The sequence below is a fragment of the Amphibacillus sp. Q70 genome, from assembly GCF_052055485.1.
Classification (GTDB): domain Bacteria; phylum Bacillota; class Bacilli; order Bacillales; family Amphibacillaceae; genus Amphibacillus.
Genome location: NZ_CP197171.1, coordinates 1,562,918 through 1,586,532 on the forward strand (window position 1 = coordinate 1,562,918; position 23,615 = coordinate 1,586,532).

At 34.6% G+C, this 23,615-nt stretch carries 19 protein-coding genes and 1 pseudogene; 15 read left to right on the forward strand and 5 right to left on the reverse strand.

The genetic code is table 11. The features are described 5' to 3' along the window. Nucleotides 1-15: 15 nt before the first annotated feature. The 6 genes from ACS127_RS07030 to yqeK all read left to right on the forward strand — a co-directional run bounded on the left by ACS127_RS07030 (nucleotide 16) and on the right by yqeK (nucleotide 6,887). Nucleotides 16-1,038: a glycoside hydrolase family 130 protein gene (locus ACS127_RS07030; protein WP_440897711.1), complete on the forward strand. Its 1,023-nt coding sequence runs from the start codon at nucleotides 16-18 to the stop codon at nucleotides 1,036-1,038. A 1,011-nt stretch (nucleotides 1,039-2,049) separates the two neighbouring features. Beyond that, nucleotides 2,050-2,979, forward strand: coding sequence for a glycoside hydrolase family 113 (locus ACS127_RS07035; protein WP_440897712.1), 930 nt, complete (start codon nucleotides 2,050-2,052; stop codon nucleotides 2,977-2,979). 22 nt (nucleotides 2,980-3,001) lie between these two features. Then, a complete protein-coding gene (locus ACS127_RS07040) occupies nucleotides 3,002-3,964 on the forward strand; it encodes a glycoside hydrolase family 113 (RefSeq protein ID WP_440897713.1) in 963 nt (320 codons plus the stop codon). A 621-nt stretch (nucleotides 3,965-4,585) separates the two neighbouring features. Then, nucleotides 4,586-4,999 (forward strand): large-conductance mechanosensitive channel protein MscL, encoded by a 414-nt coding sequence (mscL, locus tag ACS127_RS07045; protein ID WP_440897714.1) that lies wholly within the window; start codon nucleotides 4,586-4,588, stop codon nucleotides 4,997-4,999. Between the two features lie 285 nt (nucleotides 5,000-5,284). Further along, the gene (locus tag ACS127_RS07050; protein ID WP_440897715.1) at nucleotides 5,285-5,932 is read left to right on the forward strand and encodes a hypothetical protein; all 648 of its coding nucleotides are present in this window, start codon (nucleotides 5,285-5,287) and stop codon (nucleotides 5,930-5,932) included. 379 nt (nucleotides 5,933-6,311) lie between these two features. Next, entirely contained in the window at nucleotides 6,312-6,887 is a 576-nt protein-coding gene (gene yqeK, locus ACS127_RS07055) for a bis(5'-nucleosyl)-tetraphosphatase (symmetrical) YqeK (protein ID WP_440897716.1), read from the forward strand. 881 nt (nucleotides 6,888-7,768) lie between these two features. Here yqeK and ACS127_RS07060 read toward each other — a convergent pair. Further along, nucleotides 7,769-8,533, reverse strand: a complete 765-nt coding sequence (locus tag ACS127_RS07060; protein ID WP_440897717.1) for a MurR/RpiR family transcriptional regulator — start codon at nucleotides 8,531-8,533, stop codon at nucleotides 7,769-7,771. Between the two features lie 25 nt (nucleotides 8,534-8,558). Between ACS127_RS07060 and ACS127_RS07065 the strand changes: the two genes are divergently transcribed. The 3 genes from ACS127_RS07065 to ACS127_RS07075 are packed head-to-tail and all read left to right on the forward strand — an operon-like array spanning nucleotide 8,559 to nucleotide 12,554. Beyond that, the gene (locus ACS127_RS07065) at nucleotides 8,559-9,530 is read left to right on the forward strand and encodes an aldose 1-epimerase family protein (protein WP_440897718.1); all 972 of its coding nucleotides are present in this window, start codon (nucleotides 8,559-8,561) and stop codon (nucleotides 9,528-9,530) included. Nucleotides 9,531-9,542: 12 nt separating this feature from the next. Further along, on the forward strand, nucleotides 9,543-10,925 hold the full coding sequence (locus ACS127_RS07070) for a 6-phospho-beta-glucosidase (RefSeq protein ID WP_440897719.1): 1,383 nt from the start codon (nucleotides 9,543-9,545) through the stop codon (nucleotides 10,923-10,925). A gap of 3 nt (nucleotides 10,926-10,928) precedes the next feature. After that, nucleotides 10,929-12,554 (forward strand): PTS transporter subunit EIIC, encoded by a 1,626-nt coding sequence (locus tag ACS127_RS07075; RefSeq protein WP_440897720.1) that lies wholly within the window; start codon nucleotides 10,929-10,931, stop codon nucleotides 12,552-12,554. Nucleotides 12,555-13,371: 817 nt separating this feature from the next. Here the strand turns inward: ACS127_RS07075 and ACS127_RS07080 are convergent. Beyond that, nucleotides 13,372-15,207, reverse strand: coding sequence for an FAD-dependent oxidoreductase (locus tag ACS127_RS07080; RefSeq protein ID WP_440897721.1), 1,836 nt, complete (start codon nucleotides 15,205-15,207; stop codon nucleotides 13,372-13,374). Nucleotides 15,208-15,551: 344 nt separating this feature from the next. Here ACS127_RS07080 and ACS127_RS07085 point away from each other — a divergent pair, with 344 nt between their 5' ends. Next, nucleotides 15,552-16,526, forward strand: coding sequence for a sugar-binding transcriptional regulator (locus ACS127_RS07085; protein ID WP_440897722.1), 975 nt, complete (start codon nucleotides 15,552-15,554; stop codon nucleotides 16,524-16,526). Between the two features lie 273 nt (nucleotides 16,527-16,799). On the opposite strand, the gene ACS127_RS07090 is transcribed toward ACS127_RS07085, so the two are convergent. Next, on the reverse strand, nucleotides 16,800-16,922 hold the full coding sequence (locus tag ACS127_RS07090) for a hypothetical protein (protein WP_440897723.1): 123 nt from the start codon (nucleotides 16,920-16,922) through the stop codon (nucleotides 16,800-16,802). A 567-nt stretch (nucleotides 16,923-17,489) separates the two neighbouring features. Between ACS127_RS07090 and ACS127_RS07095 the strand changes: the two genes are divergently transcribed. The 4 genes from ACS127_RS07095 (at nucleotide 17,490) to ahpF (ending at nucleotide 21,207) form a co-directional block, all read left to right on the forward strand. Continuing rightward, entirely contained in the window at nucleotides 17,490-17,807 is a 318-nt protein-coding gene (locus tag ACS127_RS07095) for a PTS lactose/cellobiose transporter subunit IIA (protein WP_440897724.1), read from the forward strand. 12 nt (nucleotides 17,808-17,819) lie between these two features. After that, nucleotides 17,820-18,155 carry a PTS sugar transporter subunit IIB gene (locus tag ACS127_RS07100; RefSeq protein WP_440897725.1) on the forward strand — a complete coding sequence of 112 codons (336 nt, stop codon included), beginning with the start codon at nucleotides 17,820-17,822 and terminating at the stop codon, nucleotides 18,153-18,155. A 3-nt stretch (nucleotides 18,156-18,158) separates the two neighbouring features. After that, complete coding sequence (locus tag ACS127_RS07105) at nucleotides 18,159-19,466, forward strand: PTS sugar transporter subunit IIC (RefSeq protein WP_440897726.1); 1,308 nt, start codon at nucleotides 18,159-18,161, stop codon at nucleotides 19,464-19,466. A gap of 208 nt (nucleotides 19,467-19,674) precedes the next feature. After that, nucleotides 19,675-21,207, forward strand: a complete 1,533-nt coding sequence (gene ahpF / locus ACS127_RS07110; protein ID WP_440897727.1) for an alkyl hydroperoxide reductase subunit F — start codon at nucleotides 19,675-19,677, stop codon at nucleotides 21,205-21,207. A 137-nt stretch (nucleotides 21,208-21,344) separates the two neighbouring features. Here ahpF and ACS127_RS07115 read toward each other — a convergent pair. After that, nucleotides 21,345-21,747: pseudogene (locus ACS127_RS07115) on the reverse strand (transposase); the annotation flags it as partial. A gap of 88 nt (nucleotides 21,748-21,835) precedes the next feature. Continuing rightward, nucleotides 21,836-22,627, reverse strand: coding sequence for a glycyl-radical enzyme activating protein (locus ACS127_RS07120; protein WP_440897728.1), 792 nt, complete (start codon nucleotides 22,625-22,627; stop codon nucleotides 21,836-21,838). 153 nt (nucleotides 22,628-22,780) lie between these two features. On the opposite strand from ACS127_RS07120, the gene ACS127_RS07125 reads away from it, so the two are divergent. Further along, on the forward strand, nucleotides 22,781-23,524 hold the full coding sequence (locus tag ACS127_RS07125; RefSeq protein ID WP_440897729.1) for a DeoR/GlpR family DNA-binding transcription regulator: 744 nt from the start codon (nucleotides 22,781-22,783) through the stop codon (nucleotides 23,522-23,524). Nucleotides 23,525-23,615: the final 91 nt, after the last annotated feature.

Genomic DNA, 23,615 nt, shown 5'->3' on the forward strand with positions numbered 1-23,615 from the left:
AGAAGGGATGTTAATATGTCTAATGTAAAAATCATTTCAGAAAATTTACCCAACATGCCATGGCAAGATAAGCCGGAAGGACATCATGCGCCTGTTTGGCGTCATCATGCAAATCCAGTTATTGATCGAAATCCTGCTGAACAAATTTCGCGTATTTTTAATAGTGCTGTTATCGGCTATGAAGGCAAATTTATTGGTGTTTTCCGAGCTGAAACAACCAATGGCCGCCCACATTTACATTTAGGTTATAGTGATGATGCACTAGATTGGAAGATTGATCAAGAACGGATAGAATTTATTGATGAAAGCGGGAATAAGTTCCAACCCAAATATGCCTATGATCCTCGCTTACTAAAGGTGGAAGATACCTATTATATTATTTGGTGTACAGATTTTTATGGTGCTTCAATTGGTTTAGCTGAAACGAAGGACTTCAAAACATTCACCCGTCTAGAGAATCCGTTTTTACCATTCAACCGTAATGGTGTCTTGTTTCCCCGCAAAGTAAATGGTCATTATATTATGTTGTCACGTCCAAGTGACAGTGGGCATACGCCATTTGGGGATATCTTTTTGAGCGAAAGCCCAGATCTTAAGTACTGGGGAAAACACCGCCATGTCATGGGTACAGGTGGAGATGGCTGGTGGCAAAACGTTAAGATTGGTGGTGGACCAGCCCCTATTGAAACAACAGAAGGCTGGTTGATGTTCTATCATGGGGTGACGGGTACATGTAATGGTTTTGTCTATAGTATGGGGGTAGCCATTTTAGATTTAGATGAGCCTTCAAGAGTAAAATATCGATCAAGCAACTTTGTTTTAACACCGGAAGAAAGCTATGAAACAACCGGTTTTGTCGACAATGTTATTTTTCCCTGTGCAACATTACATGATGCTGAATCAGGGAAAATTGCAATCTACTATGGTGCTGCTGATACTAGAGTAGGTTTAGCATATACAACAGTAGATGAGATTATTGCCTATGCAAAAGCTAATCATGAAGACGTCGCAGATGACAAAGAAATCGGTAGAATGTAAAAGGAATAAAAGAGCTAGGAAGGTATTGTCGATCGGTACTTTTCTAGCTTTTCTTACACATGAGGAAAGGAAATGGCTTTGGTGGGACGAGTAATCGCAGCAATGTTGTCAGGTTAATAAAATCGATTAAGTAAATCCATTTCAAAATGATAAATCGCATGCTAAGATTCAAATATTAAGGATCGGTGCTTTCTACTACAGGTGGATGCTTTCCGCTAGCTTTTGTAGCCTAATGCGCTACAAAAGTGGATCTTCAACTCATCCTCGAAAATAAAAAGCGATTTTCTTCGTGCGATGTCTCGCTGACGGAGTTTTCCTTGTCTTATTTCCGCTGGAGTCACCACCTTTCGTCCAATCACCTAAATGGATCTGTTGTATGGGTGAATCCTATTTTAATTTGGCTTATGTTTAGTTGTCCCTTCTTTAAGATAAGAAAATGATGGAATGAAATCGAGTATCAACTTTAATACAAATGAAAGTCAAACCAGCTAGCGAAGGAAAAACACGCAGACTCCTGTGGGAAAAGCGTGAGCTTGAGATCCACTTTGACAAGTGTTTTTTGCTTGGCAAAGTTAGCTCAAGCCACGCCCACGGAAAGCGTAGTGTTTTTCCATAGCGGGCGTCTTAACCTGACAACATTGGTAATCGCAGTCCCAAGAAAGTTATTTAATGAAGCAGAAATTTTAAAGACTTTAGAAAATCGAATAGAAGCATTCTATCTAGCTTTTTGCAGTGAAGGCTAATTTAAAACACGTGATAGGGCTCTTCTATCTGTTTTTGATGATCGTGCAAGTATAAAAAAGCTCTTCGAATAGGTTCCGCAAATCTAGGGCTCAGAGAAAAGACACCTACAATTATTCATGTGATGTAAATACTTCACAGCTTTCCTTAGTGTGGTTATTCACCTCTGTGAAAATCATTTGTGGGAACGCTGGAATCAGCCTATCTGTGTGCAATTAAAAAGAAGAATGAACGCTTGTTTTTCTTAACAAAATGTCTGGAGGAATTAACATGGAATTTATTAAAGGTTTTACCTTTGGCTGGGATAGTCAGAAGGGTTATTTTAAAACAGAACGGGCAAAAGAGAGTTTACGTTTAATGCAAGAACGAACGGCAAGTGAGTACTGTATTATTGCTTTGACTGCTCTACAAGAGACAGCACATACAACTGAAATTGATTATAAGGGATTACATATGGTTGATGACGATGAGTTAATAGAAATGATTGAATATGCCAAATCACTTGGGCTTAAGGTGATTTTAAAGCCAACAGTGAATTGTAAAGATGGAACATGGCGTGCCCATATTAATTTCTTTGACACTGATGTTCCTTGTGAACCTAAATGGGGTGATTGGTTTGCAAGCTATAGGGATTATCAAAAGCATTATGCAAGAATAGCTGAGAAAACAGCATGTGACATGTTTATCGTCGGTTGTGAAATGGTTCAAACAGAACGAAAAGAAGCTTACTGGCGTCAATTAATTGCCGAAGTTCGTCAAGAATATCAAGGTTTAGTTACTTATAATACGGACAAATACCAAGAGGATAATGTAACATTTTGGGATGCACTTGATCTTATTTCTTCAAGTGGTTATTATCCAATCAATGATTGGGAAAATCAATTGGATCGAATTGAGGCAGTGATTAAGAAATATGATAAGCCATTTTTCTTTGCTGAAGCAGGTTGTCCCAGTCGGTCAGGTTCAGCGATGATTCCAAACGATTGGGCGCTAGAAGGATCAGTTAATCTGCAGGAACAAGCCGATTATTATCAGGTGATGTTTGAGCAAACAAAGAGGAGATCATGGGTCGGTGGTTTTGGCTTATGGGATTGGCAAACTTATTTGCACGATGAAAGTGAAGTTGAACAGAATGATGATTATGGTGTCTATGGCAAGCCAGCAGAGCAAATAATTAAAACTTATTATCAATCACGTTAAATTTATAGAGAGGAAGAAACTCATGCAGGAAATTTTCATCAAGGGAATGACATATGGTTGGGACAGAAAAAGAGGAGATTACCGTACTGAGGAAGCAATTGATTCATTAAAGAAGTTAAAAGAAACAGGTAGTGAATGGATTGCATTATCCTTTTATACTTATCAGGAAACCTATTGTTCGACCGAGATTTTTTTTGATTATAATCATACCATGACAGATCGAGATATTATTTTTGCAGTAGAACGGGCTAAGGAACTTGGCTTGAAAGTATGTTTAAAGCCCGTTGTTAATTCACGAGATCGAATTTGGCGTGCTCGAATTGGTTTTCCAGATGAAGCGGAGGATAAGTGGCAGGCATGGTTCCAATCTTATCGTCACTTCCTTAATCACTACGCTGAGCTAGCAGAAGAGCTTGAATGTGATATGTTTACGATTGGCTGTGAGATGGTGGCAACTGAACATCGGGTCTCTGATTGGAAGCAAGTGATTGCAGAAGTCCGCGAACATTATCACGGTCCGATCATCTATAATGCTAATCATGGCAAAGAAGAAGGAGTAGCGTGGTTTAACCATGTCGATTATATTGGAACAAGTGCGTACTATCCTGTTGCTGATAAACCGGGTGAAAGTGTTGAAGTGATGAAGGAAAATTGGCAACCTGTTAAAGAAAAGCTGTTAAAGCTACATGAGAAATTTAATAAACCGATTGTCTTTGTTGAAATTGGTTGTCGAAGTGCTAAAGGTTGTGCAACGATGCCTTGGGATTTTGAACATGTCGATTTACCGGTTGATCAAGATGAACAAGCAAACTTTTATCAATCCGTGTTAGAAGTTTTTTGGAAGGAACCATGGTTTGGCGGTTTCTTCTGGTGGGATTGGTCAACGGAGCTCTATCCAAAAAAAGCAGCTGCTTCAAATTGTGGATTTGATATATATGGTAAGAAGGCAGAAGCAGTGGTAAGAAACTTTTATTTAAACAAGTAAAGGGGGCTGTCATATGTCTAACAATTAAATGCAAAATGTTATCGAGAAATAGTTTATCACAGATAACTGTCTGTAAACTCGGGACAACAGGATCTTGATCATGCAGTTGTTATCTATCGCATGATGTGGCGATTTGAACTTGTGATTCCACCTAAATAGAGATAAATCGATTTAGTTAGGAGGGAGATCAGGTGAGCTAATGTCCTGATTTACTCAACTCCCACTGATTGAAGTTTCGTTTTATCCGTGTTCGAAGATTCTATTTTTACAGTACCAGCTATTTTACTAGACTGATAATTAAATTTTGGATATTCGATAATCAGGACACAATCGCTTAATCCTGATTAGCAGTATCTCTTTAGAGAAGTCGGATAAGTTATTTGATCCGGCTTTTTGTTTTGTAATTTTGCTTAAAACACGAAATAGTGTTGTGCTATTTGACTTTTGATATGATAGCTTGCTTGAAATATAGATAGTAACGCTCTATCCGACATTTCGGATAATCAAAACGAGCAAAAAACATAGAAGTTATTCTAATTGAATAAACACTTACTTTTGAGTACAATACAATAAAGAATTTTGTATAATAAATAGCTGATATAGAGAAATGGGGAGTAAAGAATGATTAAAGAATTTAAAGAATTTATTATGCGCGGAAATGTATTAGATTTAGCAGTTGGGGTTGTTATGGGAGCTGCCTTTACAGCCATTGTTACAGCATTGGTTGAACATATCATTACTCCGGTTATCGTTGCAATAACTGGAAATGCCAATGTTAGTGCTTTGACGATTCAAATTGGTGAAGCAAAAATTGAGTATGGATTTTTTATCCAAGCAATTATTGATTTCTTATTAATTGCACTTATTTTATTTCTGGTCATAAAAGGAATAAACAAATTAGCTCATAAAAAGGAAGAACCAGAGCCAGAACCAGAAGCGCCAACAGCAGAGCAGTATTTAGCAGAAATCCGTGATTTATTGGCTGCCCAACAAGGTGTTGAAACGAATCATTCACCAAATGATCATGAAAGATAGAAGTTAATAATGTCGATCATCAAGCAAAGTGACTTTGTTTGATCCGTTGGTTTATCAGCAATCTCTATAAGAGCTAGATAGCCATTTTGAATTAGTGATTCAGCTTAAGCCGATAAGAAGTTAAAATTGAAAGAGACAAGAATGACAGGCCAATTGAAGGAGCAGTTAATATCTGCTTCTTATTTTTTATGCTAAAATTGTAGATATCTTTATTAATTATTGGTCAAAATGTAGGTGGAAGATGTAATAATAAAGCATCATACCAAATGGCAGGAGGAAAAGCCCATGCTTAAGCAGAAAGGGATATATCTATTATTAATTGCAGTCATTGGGTTATTGCTTGTTTTTAGTTTAATACTAAGGTTCAGTGATTTTAGGATGAGCAATTTTTTCGGTGAAAAAGAAGAGGAATTAGAAGTGATTGACTCAAATGCTATTTTAGTAGAAGGAGAAGACTTTAACGTGACCGCTGAGGAATTTCTCGATTATAAGGAAAATTTATGCTTAGTTCATCAACTAAATAGCATCAAAATGGATATAAGTGACGAAGAAATTTTAAATCGGATCATAGAAAACAAACTATTATTACAGTTTGCTGACGAACAAGGAGTTACAGTTGCTGAATCAGACGTATTAAATTATGCAGAACAAACAAAAGAAGCTTTTGAAAAAGACGTTTCTCCAGAATTATCTGAGCTATACATTAGTCTAGCTGAGGAGTTGGATGTTTCACCAGAAGAATATTTTACTCATCCTGAAGTTTTACAACAATATGAGGAAGTTGTGAAGGCAAATAAATTGATTGAAATAATGACTTTAAACGGGGAGATTAATGAATCTGTTTCGATTGAGCAATTTAAAAGTAATTTGAAGGACGAAAAGGCCAACACCTTTGAAGTTAGACAGGGTATGTTGGATCAACTTGCAGAGTAGTTTTCTAGAAGCAAGTGATAAATGTTAATTTCAAAAAGGAAAAACTATTCCCCGTGTCAAAACCACGTTGTTTCAACCTTTAACTTATATGATTTGTTAGTGTAGCCATAGGACGTGGTGAATTTAATCGAAACAGTTCTTTTCACTCCTTGTTGAACACGCACTTATATATGCCTTGGGAACTAATTTAACTGTAATTTTCGGTATTAGGTTATAAACTGCTTTAAATATTGTTTAAGGACCTGGATATAAAACTGTGCTTTAATTAGAGAATCAGGTTTGAGTAATAGAAAATGAGATTATTAATTTGAGAACTAGGTTAATTAGAAACACTTCTGATAGAGAATAGATTATTTTTTAAGGGGAGTAACTTATAGTAATGAATTATTTACAGAATTCAATAAAAAGATTTCTTTTTGATCAGGGATGTATAGAAACATATCATCATTGTATGGATGTAGGTAACTATGCTTATGAATTAGGTAAGAATTTTTTAGCTGAACCCTATAAAGCTAAGGTAGCAGGTTATTTACATGACGTTTCTGCAATTTATCCGAATGACCAGAGAATTGATGTGGCAAATAAGATGGGAATAGAATTATATAAAGAGGAATTAGAATTTCCAATGATCATTCATCAAAGAATATCTAGGAAAATTGCTTTAAACGAATTTAATGTGACAGATTTAACCATACTATCTGCCATTGAATGTCATACTACTTTAAAGGAAGAATACTCCGATTTAGATTTAGTCGTATTTATTGCAGATAAAATAAAATGGGATCGAAAGGGAGACCCCCCATACCTTGCAGGGCTAGTTAAAGCATTGAATATCTCTCTAGAAAATGCAGCATATTATTATATTGATTATATACTGAATCATGATATTAAGGTGATACATCCGTGGTTATGGCAAGCTTATCTGAAATTGAGGGATAATTTGAAATTTACTTAGATGAATATAGTTTCGCTAACTTATTTTAATCAAACTTTCCAATTATTCAAATGTTAAAAAACTTTATTTCAAAACTTTTAGGCGTTTCACACTTTGTTCTGTGAAACGTCTTTTTTGTTGTTTTTTCTAAGCTTGAAGTAGTTCTCCAATTTATATGGGTTATAAAAAATGTATGTTTATTAGATTATTCACTCGAATATAGCGATTATCCATACCTTACCATAAAATAATATAAAAAAGGGATCCCCGTGTACGATGCAAGTGACTAAATCAACCAAAGCCAAACAAGAACTTTCTCATGAATAAGAATATCATGCTTCATATAGTTAATTCAAAATGATTGTAACACTGTTGTATCCCTATTAAGGAGTCAATCATTTCTTTATCATTCGGTTCATATAAAGCGATAGTTAGAAAAGAGCAATTATATTTTTGCTTGTGTACAAGATGACTGCTGGGATCTGATGCCTTTCGGACAACTCCTCTTATTAAAGGAATCTGATGGTGTAAGGGTTGTGCTCAAGGAAACTTAATGTCGAAGAGAAAAAAACAATGATGATTTATGTGGGTAATAGAGAAATTCATTGTTCCAAAACACTTCAATATGTATGTGCGTGTATAGTCATTCCATTAGTGTATATGCCAACATAAGTTTCTAAGACAAAAGACAAGGCAGATCATTCAAATTAGCTTTAACCCTTTACTGTTGGTAGGCTCGATAAAATCTTTAGAGAAATTAAATGAACAATTCTGGTGTTGGCTGGCAGAGCGATATCATTATCCAATTTATGTTTTTAGCTAAAGATACACGCTGTATATTTCTCTATTAACATGTTTCATTATTCCTACCATTCTTATCTGTAAAGGTTTCAAAAATCCTTTCATTGTAGATTTTTATATTCTAAATAACCAAATACTAATGCTTCAATAATAACGTAAAACAAAGAATTAGACTGTAGTGAGTATTCTGGTCCTTCGCTATTGTTTAGACTGCTTGCATATAATCGATAGTCTACTCTTTGAGATAGTAAGTTATCTGTGTGGCTAGTCAGTGAAATAATTTTTGCCCGTTTTAGAGCAAGTAGATTGAGTACATCATTTAAATTTTCATTATTTCCAGATAATGAAACAATCAGGATTAGATCATTTTGTTTAAGAATATTAAAAAAGTGTTTAAATTCATATAACTCTTTATCAGCAGGGATGGATAGAACGGGTTTATCAATAAAAAGAAAAAGCCGCTCCATTTCAATCGTTTGATTTTTTTGAGAAACACCTGTGTAAAGAACATAGATTTTTTTACAATGATCAATTAATTGATAGATATCATTCCAGTTAGATTTATTTAGGTAATCTATCGTCTTTTCTAAAGATTGAATAATAGTAGACTTTGTTGTATGGGTCAATATTGAAGGAGTATTTCGATCTTCCCAAAGAGAAAAACTTTTTAACTCAGAAAACCCCCTAAAACCGATTTTTTGTGAAAAACGAACGATAGATGCTTTGGAAGAATTAGTTTTTTCAGCAAGTTTTGTTATAGAAATTGTTTTTAACTCATTCTTATGATTAGAAATATATTCTGAAATAGATTGTTCAGTAGGACTCAAGTATTGATAGTGTTCATTGATTAATTCCTCGATTTTCATGTGACACCTCATTTAATATTCTCTATTGAAACCAGTTTCAAACTCTGGAACCATTTGTTCTTTTTTCCATGTTACTCTTTATTCAAGAATCGATTCTAAAAATTACCTAAGGAGGTGGATTTGTATCATTAAGTTATACAATGAAATATGCATGGTTACAATATCGACTCATGGCGCTGAACTTCTCAGCATGAAAAATATCGCCACAGGATATGAATATATTTGGCAAGCAAACTCTAGTATTTGGAACAGAAGTGCACCTTTTCTTTTTCCGATAATAGGTAAATTGAAAGACAATACCTACTTTTATCAAAACAGAAAATTCGAATTAGGTCAACATGGCTTTTTAAGAGATGTTGATTTTCGACTAGATTATTGCTCGGAGGAAGAGGCCGTTTTTAGTTTTTCAAGTACAACTGAAACTCTAAAAATCTATCCGTTCGATTTTAAGGTGACAATTCAATATCTTCTGATAGACAATTGCCTGTCAATTAAAAGTACTATTAAGAATGTTGGTAAAGAAACTATGTATTTTTCTTTTGGAAATCATATAGGTTTTACAGTACCTATTAATCCCAATTTATCCTTTGAAGATTATTTTATAGAGATTTTACCGAAAAGACCACGCTATCGAATTAGTTTAAATAAGGAAAAACAAGCAGATATAAAAAATGCGGTACTTGAGGAAACACAAGAATTTCAACTGAATCATGAAATATTTAAAAATGATGCCCTTATTTTTCAAACGGAAGGAAAAACTGAAATCCAATTGAAAACCAACAAGGATTACCAGAAGCTTAACTTGACTTATGAAAATTTCCCTTATTTAGGTATATGGTCGCCATATCCAACTACAGGTAATCTTGTTTGTATACAGCCGTGGTGTGGAATTGCAGATCGGATAGGGACTAAACAAGTTCTCGAGCAAAAAGATGCTATAGAATCATTGGATCAAGGAAAAAGTTTTACTAGAAAATTTGAGGTATCAATATTTTAGGAGGTAACAAAGATGGTGAAAATAGCAACAATAGGTGGAGGAAGTAGTTATACACCAGAATTAATAGAAGGATTTATTAAAAGATACAATGATTTGCCTATCAAAGAACTTTGGCTAGTAGATATTGAAGAAGGTAAGGAGAAGCTTGAAATTATTGGTGCGATGGCACAAAGGATGTGGGATGCATCTCCATATGAAGTCAAAGTTCATACTACTCTAGATCGTAAAGAGGCTTTGATAAATGCAGATTATGTTACTACTCAATTTAGAGTAGGCTTTCTAGAAGCACGAATCAAGGATGAGCGCATTCCTTCTTATTATGGAATGTTGGGTCAAGAAACAAATGGTGCTGGAGGAATTTTGAAAGCTTTTCGTACCATTCCAGTAATTTTAGAAATTGTAGAAGACATGAAAAAATATTGTCCAAATGCATGGTTGATCAATTTTACAAATCCAAGTGGGATGGTAACAGAGGCAATTGTTCGTTACGGAAAATGGGATCGAGTCATTGGACTGTGTAATATCCCCCTAATTGCCACTATGGAAGAACCAGAGTTGATTAACAAGAAAAACTCAGAATTAATTTATCAATTTGCTGGTTTAAACCATTTTCATTGGCATCGCGTTTTCAATAACGATGGTATAAATGTAACTTCTAAAATCTTGAAAGAAATGATGGAAAAAGATGCAGGGTTACCTAAGAATATCTTTAGTGTCCCATTCTTTAAAGAGCAACTTGATAATTTGAATATGATTCCATGTGGCTATCATCGATACTATTATCGTCAAGAGGAGATGCTTGCTCACACGCTAGAAGAATTCAAAACAAATGGGACGCGTGGAGAACAAGTAAAAGAGACAGAAGATCAATTGTTTGAATTATATAAGGACCCCAATCTTGATCATAAGCCTGATCAACTTTCAAAAAGGGGAGGTGCGTATTACTCTGATGCAGCTTGTGAAACAATTGCTTCAATCCATTCTAATAAGCAAACACAGATGGTAGTATCAACTATCAATAATGGTGCCATTCCAGATTTACCTCCAGAATGTGTTGTAGAAGTTTCTTCAACAATCGGGGCAACCGGGGCAATCACACAATCATTTGGGACGTTTAATTCTACTGAAAAAGGCTGGTTGCAATTAATGAAGAATATGGAAATAACCATATGTGAAGCAGCAGTTAAAGGAGATTATAGTTTAGCATTACAAGCTTTCATAATGAATCCGCTTATTCCATCTGGTGAAACAGGTAAAAAAGTGTTAGATGAATTATTGATTGCTCATAAAAAATATCTACCTCAATTCGGTCATGTGATTGAGCATTTAGAAACAAAAGGGATAACTGTCAGTGATGATGTGTCTCGGAATTTAAAAAACGATATGGAGGACTAAAAAATGAATAAAGAGGAAAAGAATGGAAGTGTGATTTTTGCAACAATTCAAAAAATTGGTCGTTCATTTTTTCTGCCAGTTTCCATTTTACCAATAGCAGGCCTTTTATTAGGGATTGGATCAGCGTTAACTAATCAAGGAACAATAGAAGCATATAATCTAGAAGGGTTGTTAGGGAATGGAACGGTTCTCCATGTCTTGTTTTCAATCTTTTCACAAGTTGGGAATGCAATATTTGGTAACCTACCAATAATTTTTGCGATATCTGTGGCAATTGGAATGGCAAAGCAAGAGAAAGCAGTCTCAGCCTTATCCGCAGCAATTTCTTTCTTTGTCATGCATACAACAATCAACGCATTATTACAAGCTGATGGTAGTATATTAGCCGATGGTTCTTTAGGAAGTGACGTATTAGATGGTGCTATTACATCAGTTGTTGGGATCTCCTCACTTGAAATGGGAGTGTTTGGTGGTATTGCTGTTGGTTTAGGCGTTGCTGCATTGCATAATCGCTTCTACAAGCAGGAACTTCCGAGTGCATTGTCCTTTTTTGCAGGTGTAAGATTTGTACCAATCATTTCTGTTCTGACTTATATTTTTGTTGGCGTTGCTTTTTATTTCATCTGGCCATTAATCCAATCTGCTATATTTTCAGCAGGGGGATTGGTAACGGAATCTGGATATTTTGGAACTTTTATATTTGGATTTATGGAACGCGCTTTAATACCGTTTGGATTACATCATGTATTTTACATTCCATTTTGGCAAACAGCACTTGGTGGAACTGCGATAATTGATGGGGTAACGATTGCTGGAGCGCAAAATATTTATTTTGCAGAACTTGCTTCTCCAAATACAATAAAATTTAGTGTAGATGCTTGTCGTTTTATGACTGGAAAATATTCATTCATGATGGCAGGACTGCCTGCAGCAGCATATGCAATGTATAAAGTAGCAAAACCAGAAAATCGTAAATTGGTTGGGGGGCTCTTATTTTCAGCAGCTCTGACGTCATTTTTAACAGGGATTACCGAACCTATTGAGTTTACTTTTCTATTTATTGCACCATTTCTTTTTATTATTCATTGTGTATTTGCAGGAATTTCATTTGTCTTAATGCATTTACTTAATATATGTATTGGTACAACTTTCTCATGTGGCTTAATTGATTTTCTTTTATATGGTCCTTTGCAAGGTAATGCTAAGACTAACTGGTTGATGATTACTTTTGTATTTATTGGTTATGCAATACTTTATTTCTTTGTATTCAAGTTTCTAATTGAAAAATTTAACATTCCAACTCCAGGAAGGGAGAATTCTGGGGAAACTAAATTGTATACTAAGGATGATTTTAAAAATAAAAATCTACCTTCTGAGAATACAGAAGATGAATTATCCAATGTCATTTTAAAAGCGATTGGAGGTATAGACAATCTTGTTGATATTGATGCATGCGCTACTCGATTGAGATTGACAGTTAATAATCCCGATAAAGTTGATGAAGAATTATTGAAACAAAATGGAGCTAGGGGAATAATCAAAAAGGGATTAGGTATTCAAATTATCTATGGTCCTCAAGTAAGTATTATTAAAAGTAACTTTGAAGAATTTGTTGAACAAGTTTCTTAGTGTAGTTATATTGTCATTACTTTAAATGCTGCTAAATTGTTGTATTTTTGTTAAACAGCGTTAAACAAGAGTTTAAACCTACTAATAACGAGTATCTAACCTTTTTCTTAGTAGGTTTCCTTGATAATAGAGAGAAGAAAATTACATGTTTAGATGTTGATGGAACACTGTATAATGAGTCAAGGAGAGTTCTAAATGGTATATAAAAGGTACAATTCAAAATGTAAAAAAAGAATAAATATCATTTTTCTTTATGCATAAGACGCTCAAAATCAAAGATTACAGAAAAGTAAGATCACTAGAAATAGAAAGTGTTATTGTGGGGAGGCCCCTTTTGTGAAATTGTAAATCGGATCATCTCTTCTACTTTTTGATTTGTATTTTGTTTGCAGTATGAGATAGAGGGGTTAGAAGATCTCTATCCGACATTTTGGTTCATGATTTCATTTGAAATGTTTGATAGAGGTCTTCTATCCGACATTTTAGCTCGCGATTTTGTTTGAAATATGGGATAGAAGTGCCCTATCTGACTTTTCGACTTACCATTTCAATCAAAACATTGGATAGAAGCTCTACTCAGCTTCTCTTGATGGACGTTAAGATTGTGAACTAGCTTCGATATTCGCGTAAAAGGTTACTGCATCGCAGATTTAATGATATAAAAAATAACACTTGATTAATCGTAGGAAGGAAGTTGGGAATAATTAATCAAAAGATTTTATAGGTTAAAACTAAAACTTAAATTTTACAGTCAAAAAGCTGAAAAACACCATAGTCATGATGTTTTTCGGCTTTTAATTTTAAAATGGACTGTTCATTAGTCTTCTTGTATTGCTTCAAAAGCTCTTTCGGCAGCAGCTTTCCCTGAAGTTAAAGCCCAAGCATTATTGGCACCTGATGGAGAGTCGTCACCCATTACTCCACCTTCAATTTCACCAGCTGCGTATAAGCCAGTTACTGCTTCCTGCTCAGTATTCATGACTTGTAAATCTTCATTTAATACCAAACCACCCATTGTTGTTGCAAATCGTGGTTTTTGTTCAATAAGATAGAAATAATCCCCTTCAATCTCTTTGTTCATAAATTCTACTGGACGATTAAAAGCCTCATCATTCTCATTTTGAACAGCAGTATTGTATTCTTCAACTGTTTCAGTAAGCACAGTAGGATCAATATCAGCTATTTCAGCGACTTCTTCTAATGTTTCTCCATGTAAGAAATAAGGTGTTTCAGAACCGTTATTTTCAAGCCAGCCATTAATATCATTTTCAGAAATACCGGCATGTTCTAATCCAGGGGTCCACATATCAAATGTTTCTTCATCTAATAGGAGGTAAAACATTTGGGACTCTTCTTCCAACTGTACGTCTAAAATTTCACGGTTACTTCCTTTTTCATTTACGACACGTTCACCAGCATCATTAATAAGAATAGCAGATCCTTCGTTAAATGCTGTGATGTTTCCTCCAATGGTAGATTTGGCAATTCCTTCTGAAACTTCTACCCCATTTGGATATTGTTTTCCATATTCCATTAATTGAGTATCAGCATCTGCGGCTTCTTGAGCCATTAAAATACCGTCACCAGTTGCTGACTCTATACCATAATATAAAATATCTTCTAACTCTTCAGTTAATAATTCATCACTGTTTCCATAACCACCAGTTGCTAAGATAACTGATTGAGAGGAAATTTCATAAGTCCGACCATTGCTCTCCTGTGCAATGACTCCAACAATTTCCTCATCTTCTACTACTAATTCATTTGCAGTTGTAGAAGTATATAGCTCAATATTAGAATTTTCAATGGCTTCCTCGGCAGTTGCAGTAAATCCAGGACCACCATCTACATAGGCTAACTCTCTGTCATTCTCGTATTCAGCTAGTACATGCAATCCGTCATCCATGTCATACTCAATACCGACATACTGATTTAACCAATCGGTTGTTTCACCAACTTCTTCCGCAAAAAATGTTAAAATATCTTCATCATTTAAATAGGCACCATTTTCTAAAAAGTCGTTAACCATACTTTCAACACTGTCATCACTTACGCCAGCCTCTTCTTGTAATTCTGATCCCATAACCACTTGGTTTCCACCACTAACTGAAATGGCTCCACCGATAAACGGCATTTTTTCTAGTAAAACAACATCAGCACCCAATTCATCGGCACGTAATGCTGCTGCCATGCCTGAAGCTCCAGCTCCAATAACTACAATGTCAGTTTCCAATTCAACGACTTCATCCACTTGTTCTGTTTCAACAACAACATCTCTTAGAGCCTGTGCATCGCCACCAGCTTGTTCGACAGCTCCTTCAACTGCTAACAATATAGCTTCAGAAACAGCTGTGGCTCCAGTAACAACATCAATACCCAGTGCTTGATGTTCAACAATTAACTCTGGAAATTCGTTAAGTGGTTGATCACTAATTCCTGCTGATTCATTATGTGAAACAATTTCAACAGACTCGATTCGGCTTTCTGTGAAAGTAACATCCACTTCGATATCACCATTATGCCCAGGAACAACCTCAGTATATGTACCAGGTTCGTATTTTGCCTCTCCTTCTGTTGAGTCACCTTCTTGATTAGAACATCCAATTAAAGTAAATGAAACCATTAAGAACAGAACACTTATCACTTTTTTCATGAAAATCCCCCTTGTTCGTTATTTCACAAACATATTTATATATTTTCTCTGAAAAGTATAGCTTGATAATTAACTTATTGTCAACTTGTTTTTACAATTTCCACGGTATTACAATAATCTTTGTGAACATAACCGCCTTTTTGTACGTTAGGAAATTCATCAGAATAGTATTAAAAATATATAATTTTCAAATGGTAATTAATTATATTTCTAATGAAAATAAAATAGTTGCGTATGTAATATTCGAGTTGATATCATATACCTAAGGTTTTCTTTAATAATCAATGTATAGACGAAGGATATTCTTAGTACATATTATTTTGAGCAAAAGAAAGGGGAAATCTATGAAAAAGGATCGAAGAAAAATATTAGCAAAAGTAGCATATCTGTATTTTATAAAAGGCAAAAATCAATCAGAAATTGCTAAAGATTTAAATATCTATCGAACCACAATTAGTAGGATGATCACTAAAGCAAAAGATGAAGGAATAGTAAAGGTAGAAATAAAAGATTTTGACTCTGATCTGTTTAATCTTGAGGAATATATACAATCCAAATATGGATTTGATCATGTGGAAATAGTCCCTAACCAATTTGAAGAAACAAAAGAAAACCTGGCTCACTCAATAGCAGATGCTGCGGCTGCTATTGTTAGAAGTTCAATTAGTGAAAATGATATTGTTGGTATTTCATGGGGAGCAACACTAAGCCAAATGATTGAAAAAATTGAACCTCGCCATGTGAAAGAAGTTACCTTTTGTCCCCTTGCAGGGGGGCCGAGTCACATTAATGCAAGATATCATGTCAATACATTAGTTTATGAGATGGCTAGAACTTTTCATGGGGAAGGTTCATTTATTAATGCAACAGCAATTCAAGAAAATGAAGAATTAGCTGTAGGAATAACAGAATCAAAGTATTTCAACGAATTACGTACCATGTGGTCGGAATTAGATCTTGCTATTGTTGGCGTAGGAGGGGATTTAGATCATACAAATAGTCAGTGGCGGGATCTGTTGACTAAAAGGGATTATAAAATTCTAAATAAAGAAGCTGCCGTTGGAGAAGTTTGCTGTAGATTTTTTGATGCACAAGGGAATTTTACCCATGAAGAACTACAAAGAAGGACGATAGGGCTTTCATTAGATCAATTATCAAAAGTTTCGAAATCGATAGCCATTGCACAAGGGGAAAATAAAGCGAGAGCTATTCTAGCTATCCTAAAAAAGAGATATGTAAACCATTTAATTACTGATAGAAAAACAATATTAAAGGTTTTAGAATACGATAATGATGATTATCTTAAGAAATACAGTTGACGTTAACGGATAAAAGAGTGAGACGGAAAGGCAGATTTCGTCTCACTTTTTATATTTAGTCATTTAAGCTATCTCTTTTTGGAGACAGCTAAAGCTGCTGAAGTTTATCTTGCTTATAGGGATGTAGTGATCAAAGGTAACTTTTAGTCCCTCTCACACGGGTTTCTTAATATGTTAATGCACTACTTACCACCTTGCAAAATCTACTCAAATGATAGGCTTATTTTTAACACCTCTCAAGATCTACTATTTACCTTTTCAATTTACCACCTTTTAGGTCCATCCAATACTTTTGAAAGCATGATCTAAATAGACGGCTGAAATAATGATTGGAACAACTATTATATTTATTATTGTCGTTATTAGGGTTGCTTTACTTTGTTTGATGACTTCCATATCACGACTCCAGCCATACAATAATAAATAGTAATATCATCAATAGCAATGAAATGATTGTGATTGAGCTAACATTAAATATTATATTATTTATCAAAAGTATTTTATGGATAGTCAGCCTTGAATGTTTTTCACCGATTAGTAATACGTAAACTTTCATCATTTTCATAGCTATTGCACAATTGTGCAAAAAATAGAGAGTTATAACAGACAGTATTGATGTATGCGTTTTCAAATGTTAATATTCTAGTTATATAAGAAATCTATTATGATTTCACTTGAAATAATAATAGTTTGTATTAAAAGTTTTATTGCTTTTCAAAGGCGAAGAAAAAGGAGTGTTTTCATTATGTATATCGTTTTTAATATTTGAAGATTATTAGTTAAATAATTTATTTTGAGTTTTTCTAGAGAAATCCATGTGAAAAACAGGTTTTCAACTCCGAAAAATTTATTAAAATATGCATTTTATTGAGAATCTTTAATGTGATTGATCATTGCAATGGAAATCAAATAATAAGGCATCGTTATGAAATAACTGAAAAAAACAAAAGGGAGAGGATATTAGTGGAAACAATTGTACCAGATCAGATTATTATGGGATTGATTTTAAATGCGGGAAACGCAAAGCAACATATTCATCAAGCATTGAGTCAAGTAAAACAAGGGAATTTTGAAGAGAGTGATAAAGAAATTGAATTGGCAGAAAATGCAATGAATGAAGCGCATAACTTGCAAACGAGTTTCTTAGCGCAAGAAGCAAGTGGAAATAATACAGAAATCACCGCATTGTTTGTTCATGCGCAAGACCATTTAATGACAACTATTACAGAAATCAATTTAATAAAAGAAATTATTGATTTAAGAAAAGAATTAAAAAAATAAAGGAGTTCGATAATGATGATTAAAATTGGATTATTTTGTGCAGCTGGTTTCTCAACAGGGATGTTAGTCAATAATATGAAAATTGCAGCAGAAAAGAGAAATCTCGAAGTAGAAGTTGAAGCTTATCCTCAGGCAAAACTGTGTGATTGTGTAGAAGAGATGGATGTTGCTTTATTAGGACCACAAGTCAGCTATACCTTTGACGAATCGGAAGCGATTTGTAAAGATTGTGATGTTCCACTGGCAGTTATTCCAATGCAAGATTATGGAATTTTTGATGGTGATAAAGTGCTTAATTTAGCATTAAGTATCTCTAAAAAGAAAGTGTCTGTTACTGGAGGAGAATAGGAAATGAAAAATTTCAATTCACAGAAGATTATTGCTCCAATTATGAAATTTGTTAACATGAAGGGGATCGTTGCCCTCAAAGATGGAATGTTATCGATTTTACCTTTAACAGTTGTAGGAAGTATATTTTTAATTATTGGTCAACTTCCTTTTGAGGGATTGAATGAGGCAATTGCAAATGTATTTGGTCCAAATTGGATAGAACCATTTATGCAGGTAGAAGCGGGAACTTTTGCTATTATGGGATTGATTGCGTGTTTTTCAATAGGCTATTCCTATGCTAAAAACAGCAATGTTGAACCGTTACCAGCAGGTGTTTTATCTTTATCAGCATTTTTTATTACACTCCGTTCGTCTTATCTTCCTGAAGGGGGAGAACCGATAGCTGATGCTCTATCTAGAGTATGGTTTGGTGGCCAAGGTATCATCGGGGCTATTCTGATTGGTTTAACTGTGGGTGCGATTTATACATTATTTATTAAGAAAAATATTGTTATTAAAATGCCTAAGCAAGTTCCAGATGTTATTGCAAAACAATTTTCGGCAATGGTACCAGCATTCGTAATTTTCTTGCTTTCTATGATTGTGTACATTGTGTCCAGTATCGTTACCGATGGCGGTACATTTATTGAAATGATCTATAATATAATTCAAGTACCATTACAAGGCTTAACCGGTTCATTGCCTGGAGCAATTGGGATTGCCTTTTTCATCTCGTTTCTTTGGTGGTTTGGTGTTCATGGACAAGCTGTGGTTAATGGTATCGTAACCGCACTCTTGCTATCAAATTTAGATGCAAATAGAGTCCTTTTATCACAAGGAGATCTTTCTTTAGAGAGTGGTGCACATGTCGTTACGCAGCAGTTTTTAGATAGTTTCCTATTGGTATCTGGTTCGGGGATTACTTTTGGAATTGTTCTCGCAATGATTTTTGCTGCTAAATCTCAGCAATACAAAGCATTAGGAAAGGTATCCATTTTTCCAGCGCTATTCAATGTTAATGAGCCGGTGATTTTTGGCTTTCCAATTGTCATGAATCCAATTATGTTCTTGCCATTTGTTACAGTACCGGTACTCTCAGCCATTTTAGTGTATGGTTCGATTGCTATTGGATTTATGACTCCTTTTGCTGGTGTCACGTTACCATGGAGTACACCTGCAATTATTTCAGGATTAATGGTAGGGGGATGGCAAGCAGTCATTGTACAACTTTTAATTTTAGCACTTTCAACCGCTGTGTACTATCCATTCTTCCGAGTCCAAGATCGAATTGCTTATAATAATGAACAAGAAATGGAACAAGCTAGTTAATTCACTCGATTATAAGAACGACTTTTTTTGGCAGATAAGAAAGCTTAAAACATTCTTACTGCATAAGTACAAATAAAACAATTCAAATCCCTATACAATAAGATTGAATTTAAGAAACAATACTTATTGTATAGGGATAAAATTTAAAAATAATTCGATCTATAAAATAGAATGAAGCGACAGGATAATTTATATTGAGGAGGGTGTTATGGCATTAGAAAACAAACTGAAAAGCCAGCTTGCTTATTATTTAGAGTCATTAGAATCTGATATTGTTTTTAAAGCAGATCTAAATGATGATGAAGATTCAAAAGAAGTCAAAGCGTTTCTAGAAGAAATTACCGAAATGTCATCGAAACTTTCTATTGAGGCAGAAACATTATCCCGTACACCCAGTTTTGCATTAGCTCAACCAGGGCAGGAAGCTCGGATAGAATTTGCCGGTTTACCTTTGGATCATGAATTTATTTCATTTATATTGGCATTACAACAAGTAGCTGGTCTTACACCAAAAGTGGATGAAGATGTTGCAAAATGTATTGAAAAAATAGATAAAAAAATACACTTTGAAACTTATGTAAGTCTAACTTGTCATAATTGCCCCGATATCGTTCAATCATTGAACATGATGTCAGTCTTGAATCCGAACATCTCCCATACCATGATTGAAAGCAGAATGTTTCAAGAAGAACGGGAAGCAAAGAACGTTTTAGCAGTTCCGACCATTTTTTTGGATGGTGAAGAAGTTGCTAGTGGTCGTAAGACGATCGAGCAATTAGTTGAATTAGCAATGGATTCCACAAGTATAGAACAATTTTTAAATAAAGAGGTCTTTGATGTTTTAGTGGTTGGTGGGGGACCTGCTGGAAATAGTGCAACCATCTATTCAGTACGTAAGGGACTCAATACAGGAATGCTTGTTGACACTTATGGTGGAAAAGTAATGGACATACCAGGAATCGAAAACATGATTGGCATTCCTTATACTGAAGGGACGCATTTGATGGGTGAGGTTGAACAACATGTAAACCAATACTATGTGGATATTATGAAAAATCAACGAGCAAAGTCAATTCGTAAAAAGGATTTGATTGAAGTCGAACTAGAAAATGGGGCTGTTCTTAAGGCAAAGTCTGTGATTCTTTCTGTAGGCGTTACTTGGAGAAAGCTCAATATTCCTGGTGAAGAAGATTTCTATACTAAAGGTGTGGTCAACTGCCCTCACTGTGACGGTCCCTTATTTATTGGTAAAGATGTGGCTGTTGTTGGTGGAGAAAATCCGGCAATTGAAGGGGCTATTGACTTGGCAGGTAAAGCAAAACATGTTTATATTTTAGAGCTTTCATCAGAATTAAAAGCTGATAAGATTCTACAAGATCGTGTAAATCGTTTATCAAATATAACAGTGATAAAAAATGCTGTAACAAAAGAGATTACTGGTACGGATCGAGTAAATGGTATGACTTATGTTGATTGTAAAACTAATGCAGAACATCATATTGCTTTAGACGGTGTCTTTGTTCAAATCGGTTTAGTCCCGAATACTGCTTGGTTACGTGATTCGAAAGTTGAGTTAAATGAAAATGGTGAAATTGTTGTTGATAATCATGGAATGACTAGTTTAGCAGGTGTTTTTGCTGCAGGAGACTGTACAAATAGCGCTTATAAACAAATAATTATTTCCATGGGATCTGGTGCAACAGCAGCTTTAGGTGCATTCGATTATTTGATCCGTCATTAATGATGCTAAAAAAAGTATGCTTAGTTTGTGGAGAAAGTAAGGTATTTTCTCTGCAAGCTTTTTTATATGGTTAAAGCAATTAAGAGGGAAATAAGCTGTACCATGAAAATAGTTTCCCCTCCTCTACGTACCCTGACTTGACTAGGTAGAGAGAAGACGATCTGTCTCATGTTCTGGCAAGCTGTGGTGAGTAAGACACTTGTTCTCCCACATTCTACAACCATCTCAACCTGCAGTAGTAAAGCCCGTGCAACTCTTTAGATTCTACAAAATTTGCTTTACTTTTTTTTTTTCTAAATTTGTATAGCCCTTTTCCAGAAACAGATAACCGATTTAATCGCATTTGTTTTTTATGGCCTTGCTAAACATGACAGGTGACTATTTTTTGATGTTTTCCGTTGAGCGCGTACTGTGGATAGGATAACTCTTTTTTGAGTCTGCTTTAAATTCTCTGTAAGCTACTCGATCAGTTGTTTTATATGGAAGTTCTTATCTATTTGGATAGATGTAAATATCTCGTTCTTTATTAAAACGGAATTTCCGATAAAAAAAGCCCTGTTAACTTCCCTTTAAAGGATATGAACATAGGGCCTTTTGTAAATCCTTATTGATAAATCTGACCATATAATCATTGTACTTGGCAGCTAATATCATGTGCTTCTATTATCTCTTTAAAGTAATCTAGGTCTTCTGTATGAAGTTGCGGAATATCTTGCAATTTATATTTTCTTCCTAGATACTCATATTTCTTTGCGCCAAATTGATGAAAAGGGAGTAATTCGATTTTTTGAACACCAAGTTCGTTAAATAATTTTGCAAATTGTTTAGCGTCGTATTCACTGTCATTGAAGTTAGGAATGATTGGAACCCTTACAATCAGTTCTTCTTGACTTTGAATAGCAATCGCAAGATTTTTTAGGATTAATTTATTTGAGGAACCAATTCCAGCTCGATGTTTCTCAGCATCATAATGTTTTATATCGAAAAATAAGACATCTACTTGTTCAATAAATTTTTTGAAAATATCTGTTTTTACCGATCCGGTTGTTTCACTTGCAGTATGAATGCCTTTTTCTTTTAACTGTCTAAGTAATTCAGTAGCAAATTCAGCTTGATAAAGGACTTCACCCCCGGAAAGTGTGACTCCACCACCAGATTCTTCATAAAAAGGGGCATCTTTAATAACCTCATCAATAATTTCCTTAATTGTTTTATATTCACCAACTGTTGTCATCGCTTTTTTCTGATTATCCCACATTTTTTCTGGTTTCCCACTTTGGGATTCTGGATTGGCGCACCAATAACAGCGTAATGGACACCCTTTGAAGAAAACAACTGTACGTATTCCAGGACCATCGTGTAAACTGAATTTCTGAATATTAAAGATGCATGCTTGTTTTGTTGCTAACTGTGTCGTCATATTAATCACCTTCTTTCTTTATTCAATTATATTTTATCATATAATATATCATACGTAAATAAAATCGTTTACGTATGAAACTTATAGCAATATGACGAAATTGTTTAAAAAGAAGAAATATGCTATTCTTATATACAGAAGTGAGGGATGAATATGTCACGTGAAGAAGAAATAATTTCAATTGTAAGTAAAAATAAAAAAATCGAAGTAAATGAATTGGCTGATTTATTAAACGTGTCACGAGTAACTATACGAAAAGATTTAGATAAACTTGAAGCAAGAGGGATACTTCACCGGCAACACGGGTTTGCAGTGCTGAATAATCAAGATGATATTAACTATCGATTAGCTCATAATTATGATTTAAAGAGAAAAATAGCTTTAGAAGCTGCGGAATTAGTAAATGACGGCGAAGTGGTAATGATTGAATCTGGTTCAACATGCACTTTATTAGCAGAGGAATTAGCCTTTAATAAAAACGATGTGACTATTATTACTAACTCTTGTTTTATTGCGTCTTATATTCGAAAAGCAGAGAGTGTCAAAGTTGTCTTGATCGGTGGTGAATATCAAAAAGAATCACAAGTTAATGTGGGTCCTCTGGTGAAAAAAATGATTAGTGAATTCTTTGTTGATAAATTATTTGTCGGGATTGATGGCTTTGATAGAAGAAGAGGCTTCACTGGTAGTGATATCACTCGCTGTGATACTGCTAATACAATGATGAAAGCAGCTAAAAAGACAATTATTTTAACGGATTCTAGTAAGTTTTCTCAAGTTGGGGTTGTTTCTGAATTTGCATTTGAAGATATTTGCATGGTTTATACGGATGATGGGATTCCCCCGGAGAACACTGAATTTTTGAAAAAGCAAGATATCAATGTTATAACGGTTTAAATGATATAGAATAGTTTTCATCGAGAAATGCACATTTGTGCATTTCTTTTTTTATTTATGTATAGTATGGGAATTCAATTGACTAAATATG

What these genes read in the sequence shown, in the direction of transcription:
- ACS127_RS07060 (WP_440897717.1), bottom strand. Translation starts at nt 8,533, where the DNA reads ATGAAAATCGAGGAATTAATCAATGAACACTATCAATACTTGAGTCCT.
- ACS127_RS07070 (WP_440897719.1), top strand. Translation starts at nt 9,543, where the DNA reads ATGGTGAAAATAGCAACAATAGGTGGAGGAAGTAGTTATACACCAGAA.
- ACS127_RS07125 (WP_440897729.1), top strand. Translation starts at nt 22,781, where the DNA reads ATGTCACGTGAAGAAGAAATAATTTCAATTGTAAGTAAAAATAAAAAA.
- ACS127_RS07085 (WP_440897722.1), top strand. Translation starts at nt 15,552, where the DNA reads ATGAAAAAGGATCGAAGAAAAATATTAGCAAAAGTAGCATATCTGTAT.
- ACS127_RS07030 (WP_440897711.1), top strand. Translation starts at nt 16, where the DNA reads ATGTCTAATGTAAAAATCATTTCAGAAAATTTACCCAACATGCCATGG.
- ahpF (WP_440897727.1), top strand. Translation starts at nt 19,675, where the DNA reads ATGGCATTAGAAAACAAACTGAAAAGCCAGCTTGCTTATTATTTAGAG.
- mscL (WP_440897714.1), top strand. Translation starts at nt 4,586, where the DNA reads ATGATTAAAGAATTTAAAGAATTTATTATGCGCGGAAATGTATTAGAT.
- yqeK (WP_440897716.1), top strand. Translation starts at nt 6,312, where the DNA reads ATGAATTATTTACAGAATTCAATAAAAAGATTTCTTTTTGATCAGGGA.
- ACS127_RS07100 (WP_440897725.1), top strand. Translation starts at nt 17,820, where the DNA reads ATGATGATTAAAATTGGATTATTTTGTGCAGCTGGTTTCTCAACAGGG.
- ACS127_RS07050 (WP_440897715.1), top strand. Translation starts at nt 5,285, where the DNA reads ATGCTTAAGCAGAAAGGGATATATCTATTATTAATTGCAGTCATTGGG.
- ACS127_RS07075 (WP_440897720.1), top strand. Translation starts at nt 10,929, where the DNA reads ATGAATAAAGAGGAAAAGAATGGAAGTGTGATTTTTGCAACAATTCAA.
- ACS127_RS07035 (WP_440897712.1), top strand. Translation starts at nt 2,050, where the DNA reads ATGGAATTTATTAAAGGTTTTACCTTTGGCTGGGATAGTCAGAAGGGT.
- ACS127_RS07105 (WP_440897726.1), top strand. Translation starts at nt 18,159, where the DNA reads ATGAAAAATTTCAATTCACAGAAGATTATTGCTCCAATTATGAAATTT.
- ACS127_RS07080 (WP_440897721.1), bottom strand. Translation starts at nt 15,207, where the DNA reads ATGAAAAAAGTGATAAGTGTTCTGTTCTTAATGGTTTCATTTACTTTA.
- ACS127_RS07040 (WP_440897713.1), top strand. Translation starts at nt 3,002, where the DNA reads ATGCAGGAAATTTTCATCAAGGGAATGACATATGGTTGGGACAGAAAA.
- ACS127_RS07090 (WP_440897723.1), bottom strand. Translation starts at nt 16,922, where the DNA reads ATGGAAGTCATCAAACAAAGTAAAGCAACCCTAATAACGACAATAATA.
- ACS127_RS07120 (WP_440897728.1), bottom strand. Translation starts at nt 22,627, where the DNA reads ATGACGACACAGTTAGCAACAAAACAAGCATGCATCTTTAATATTCAG.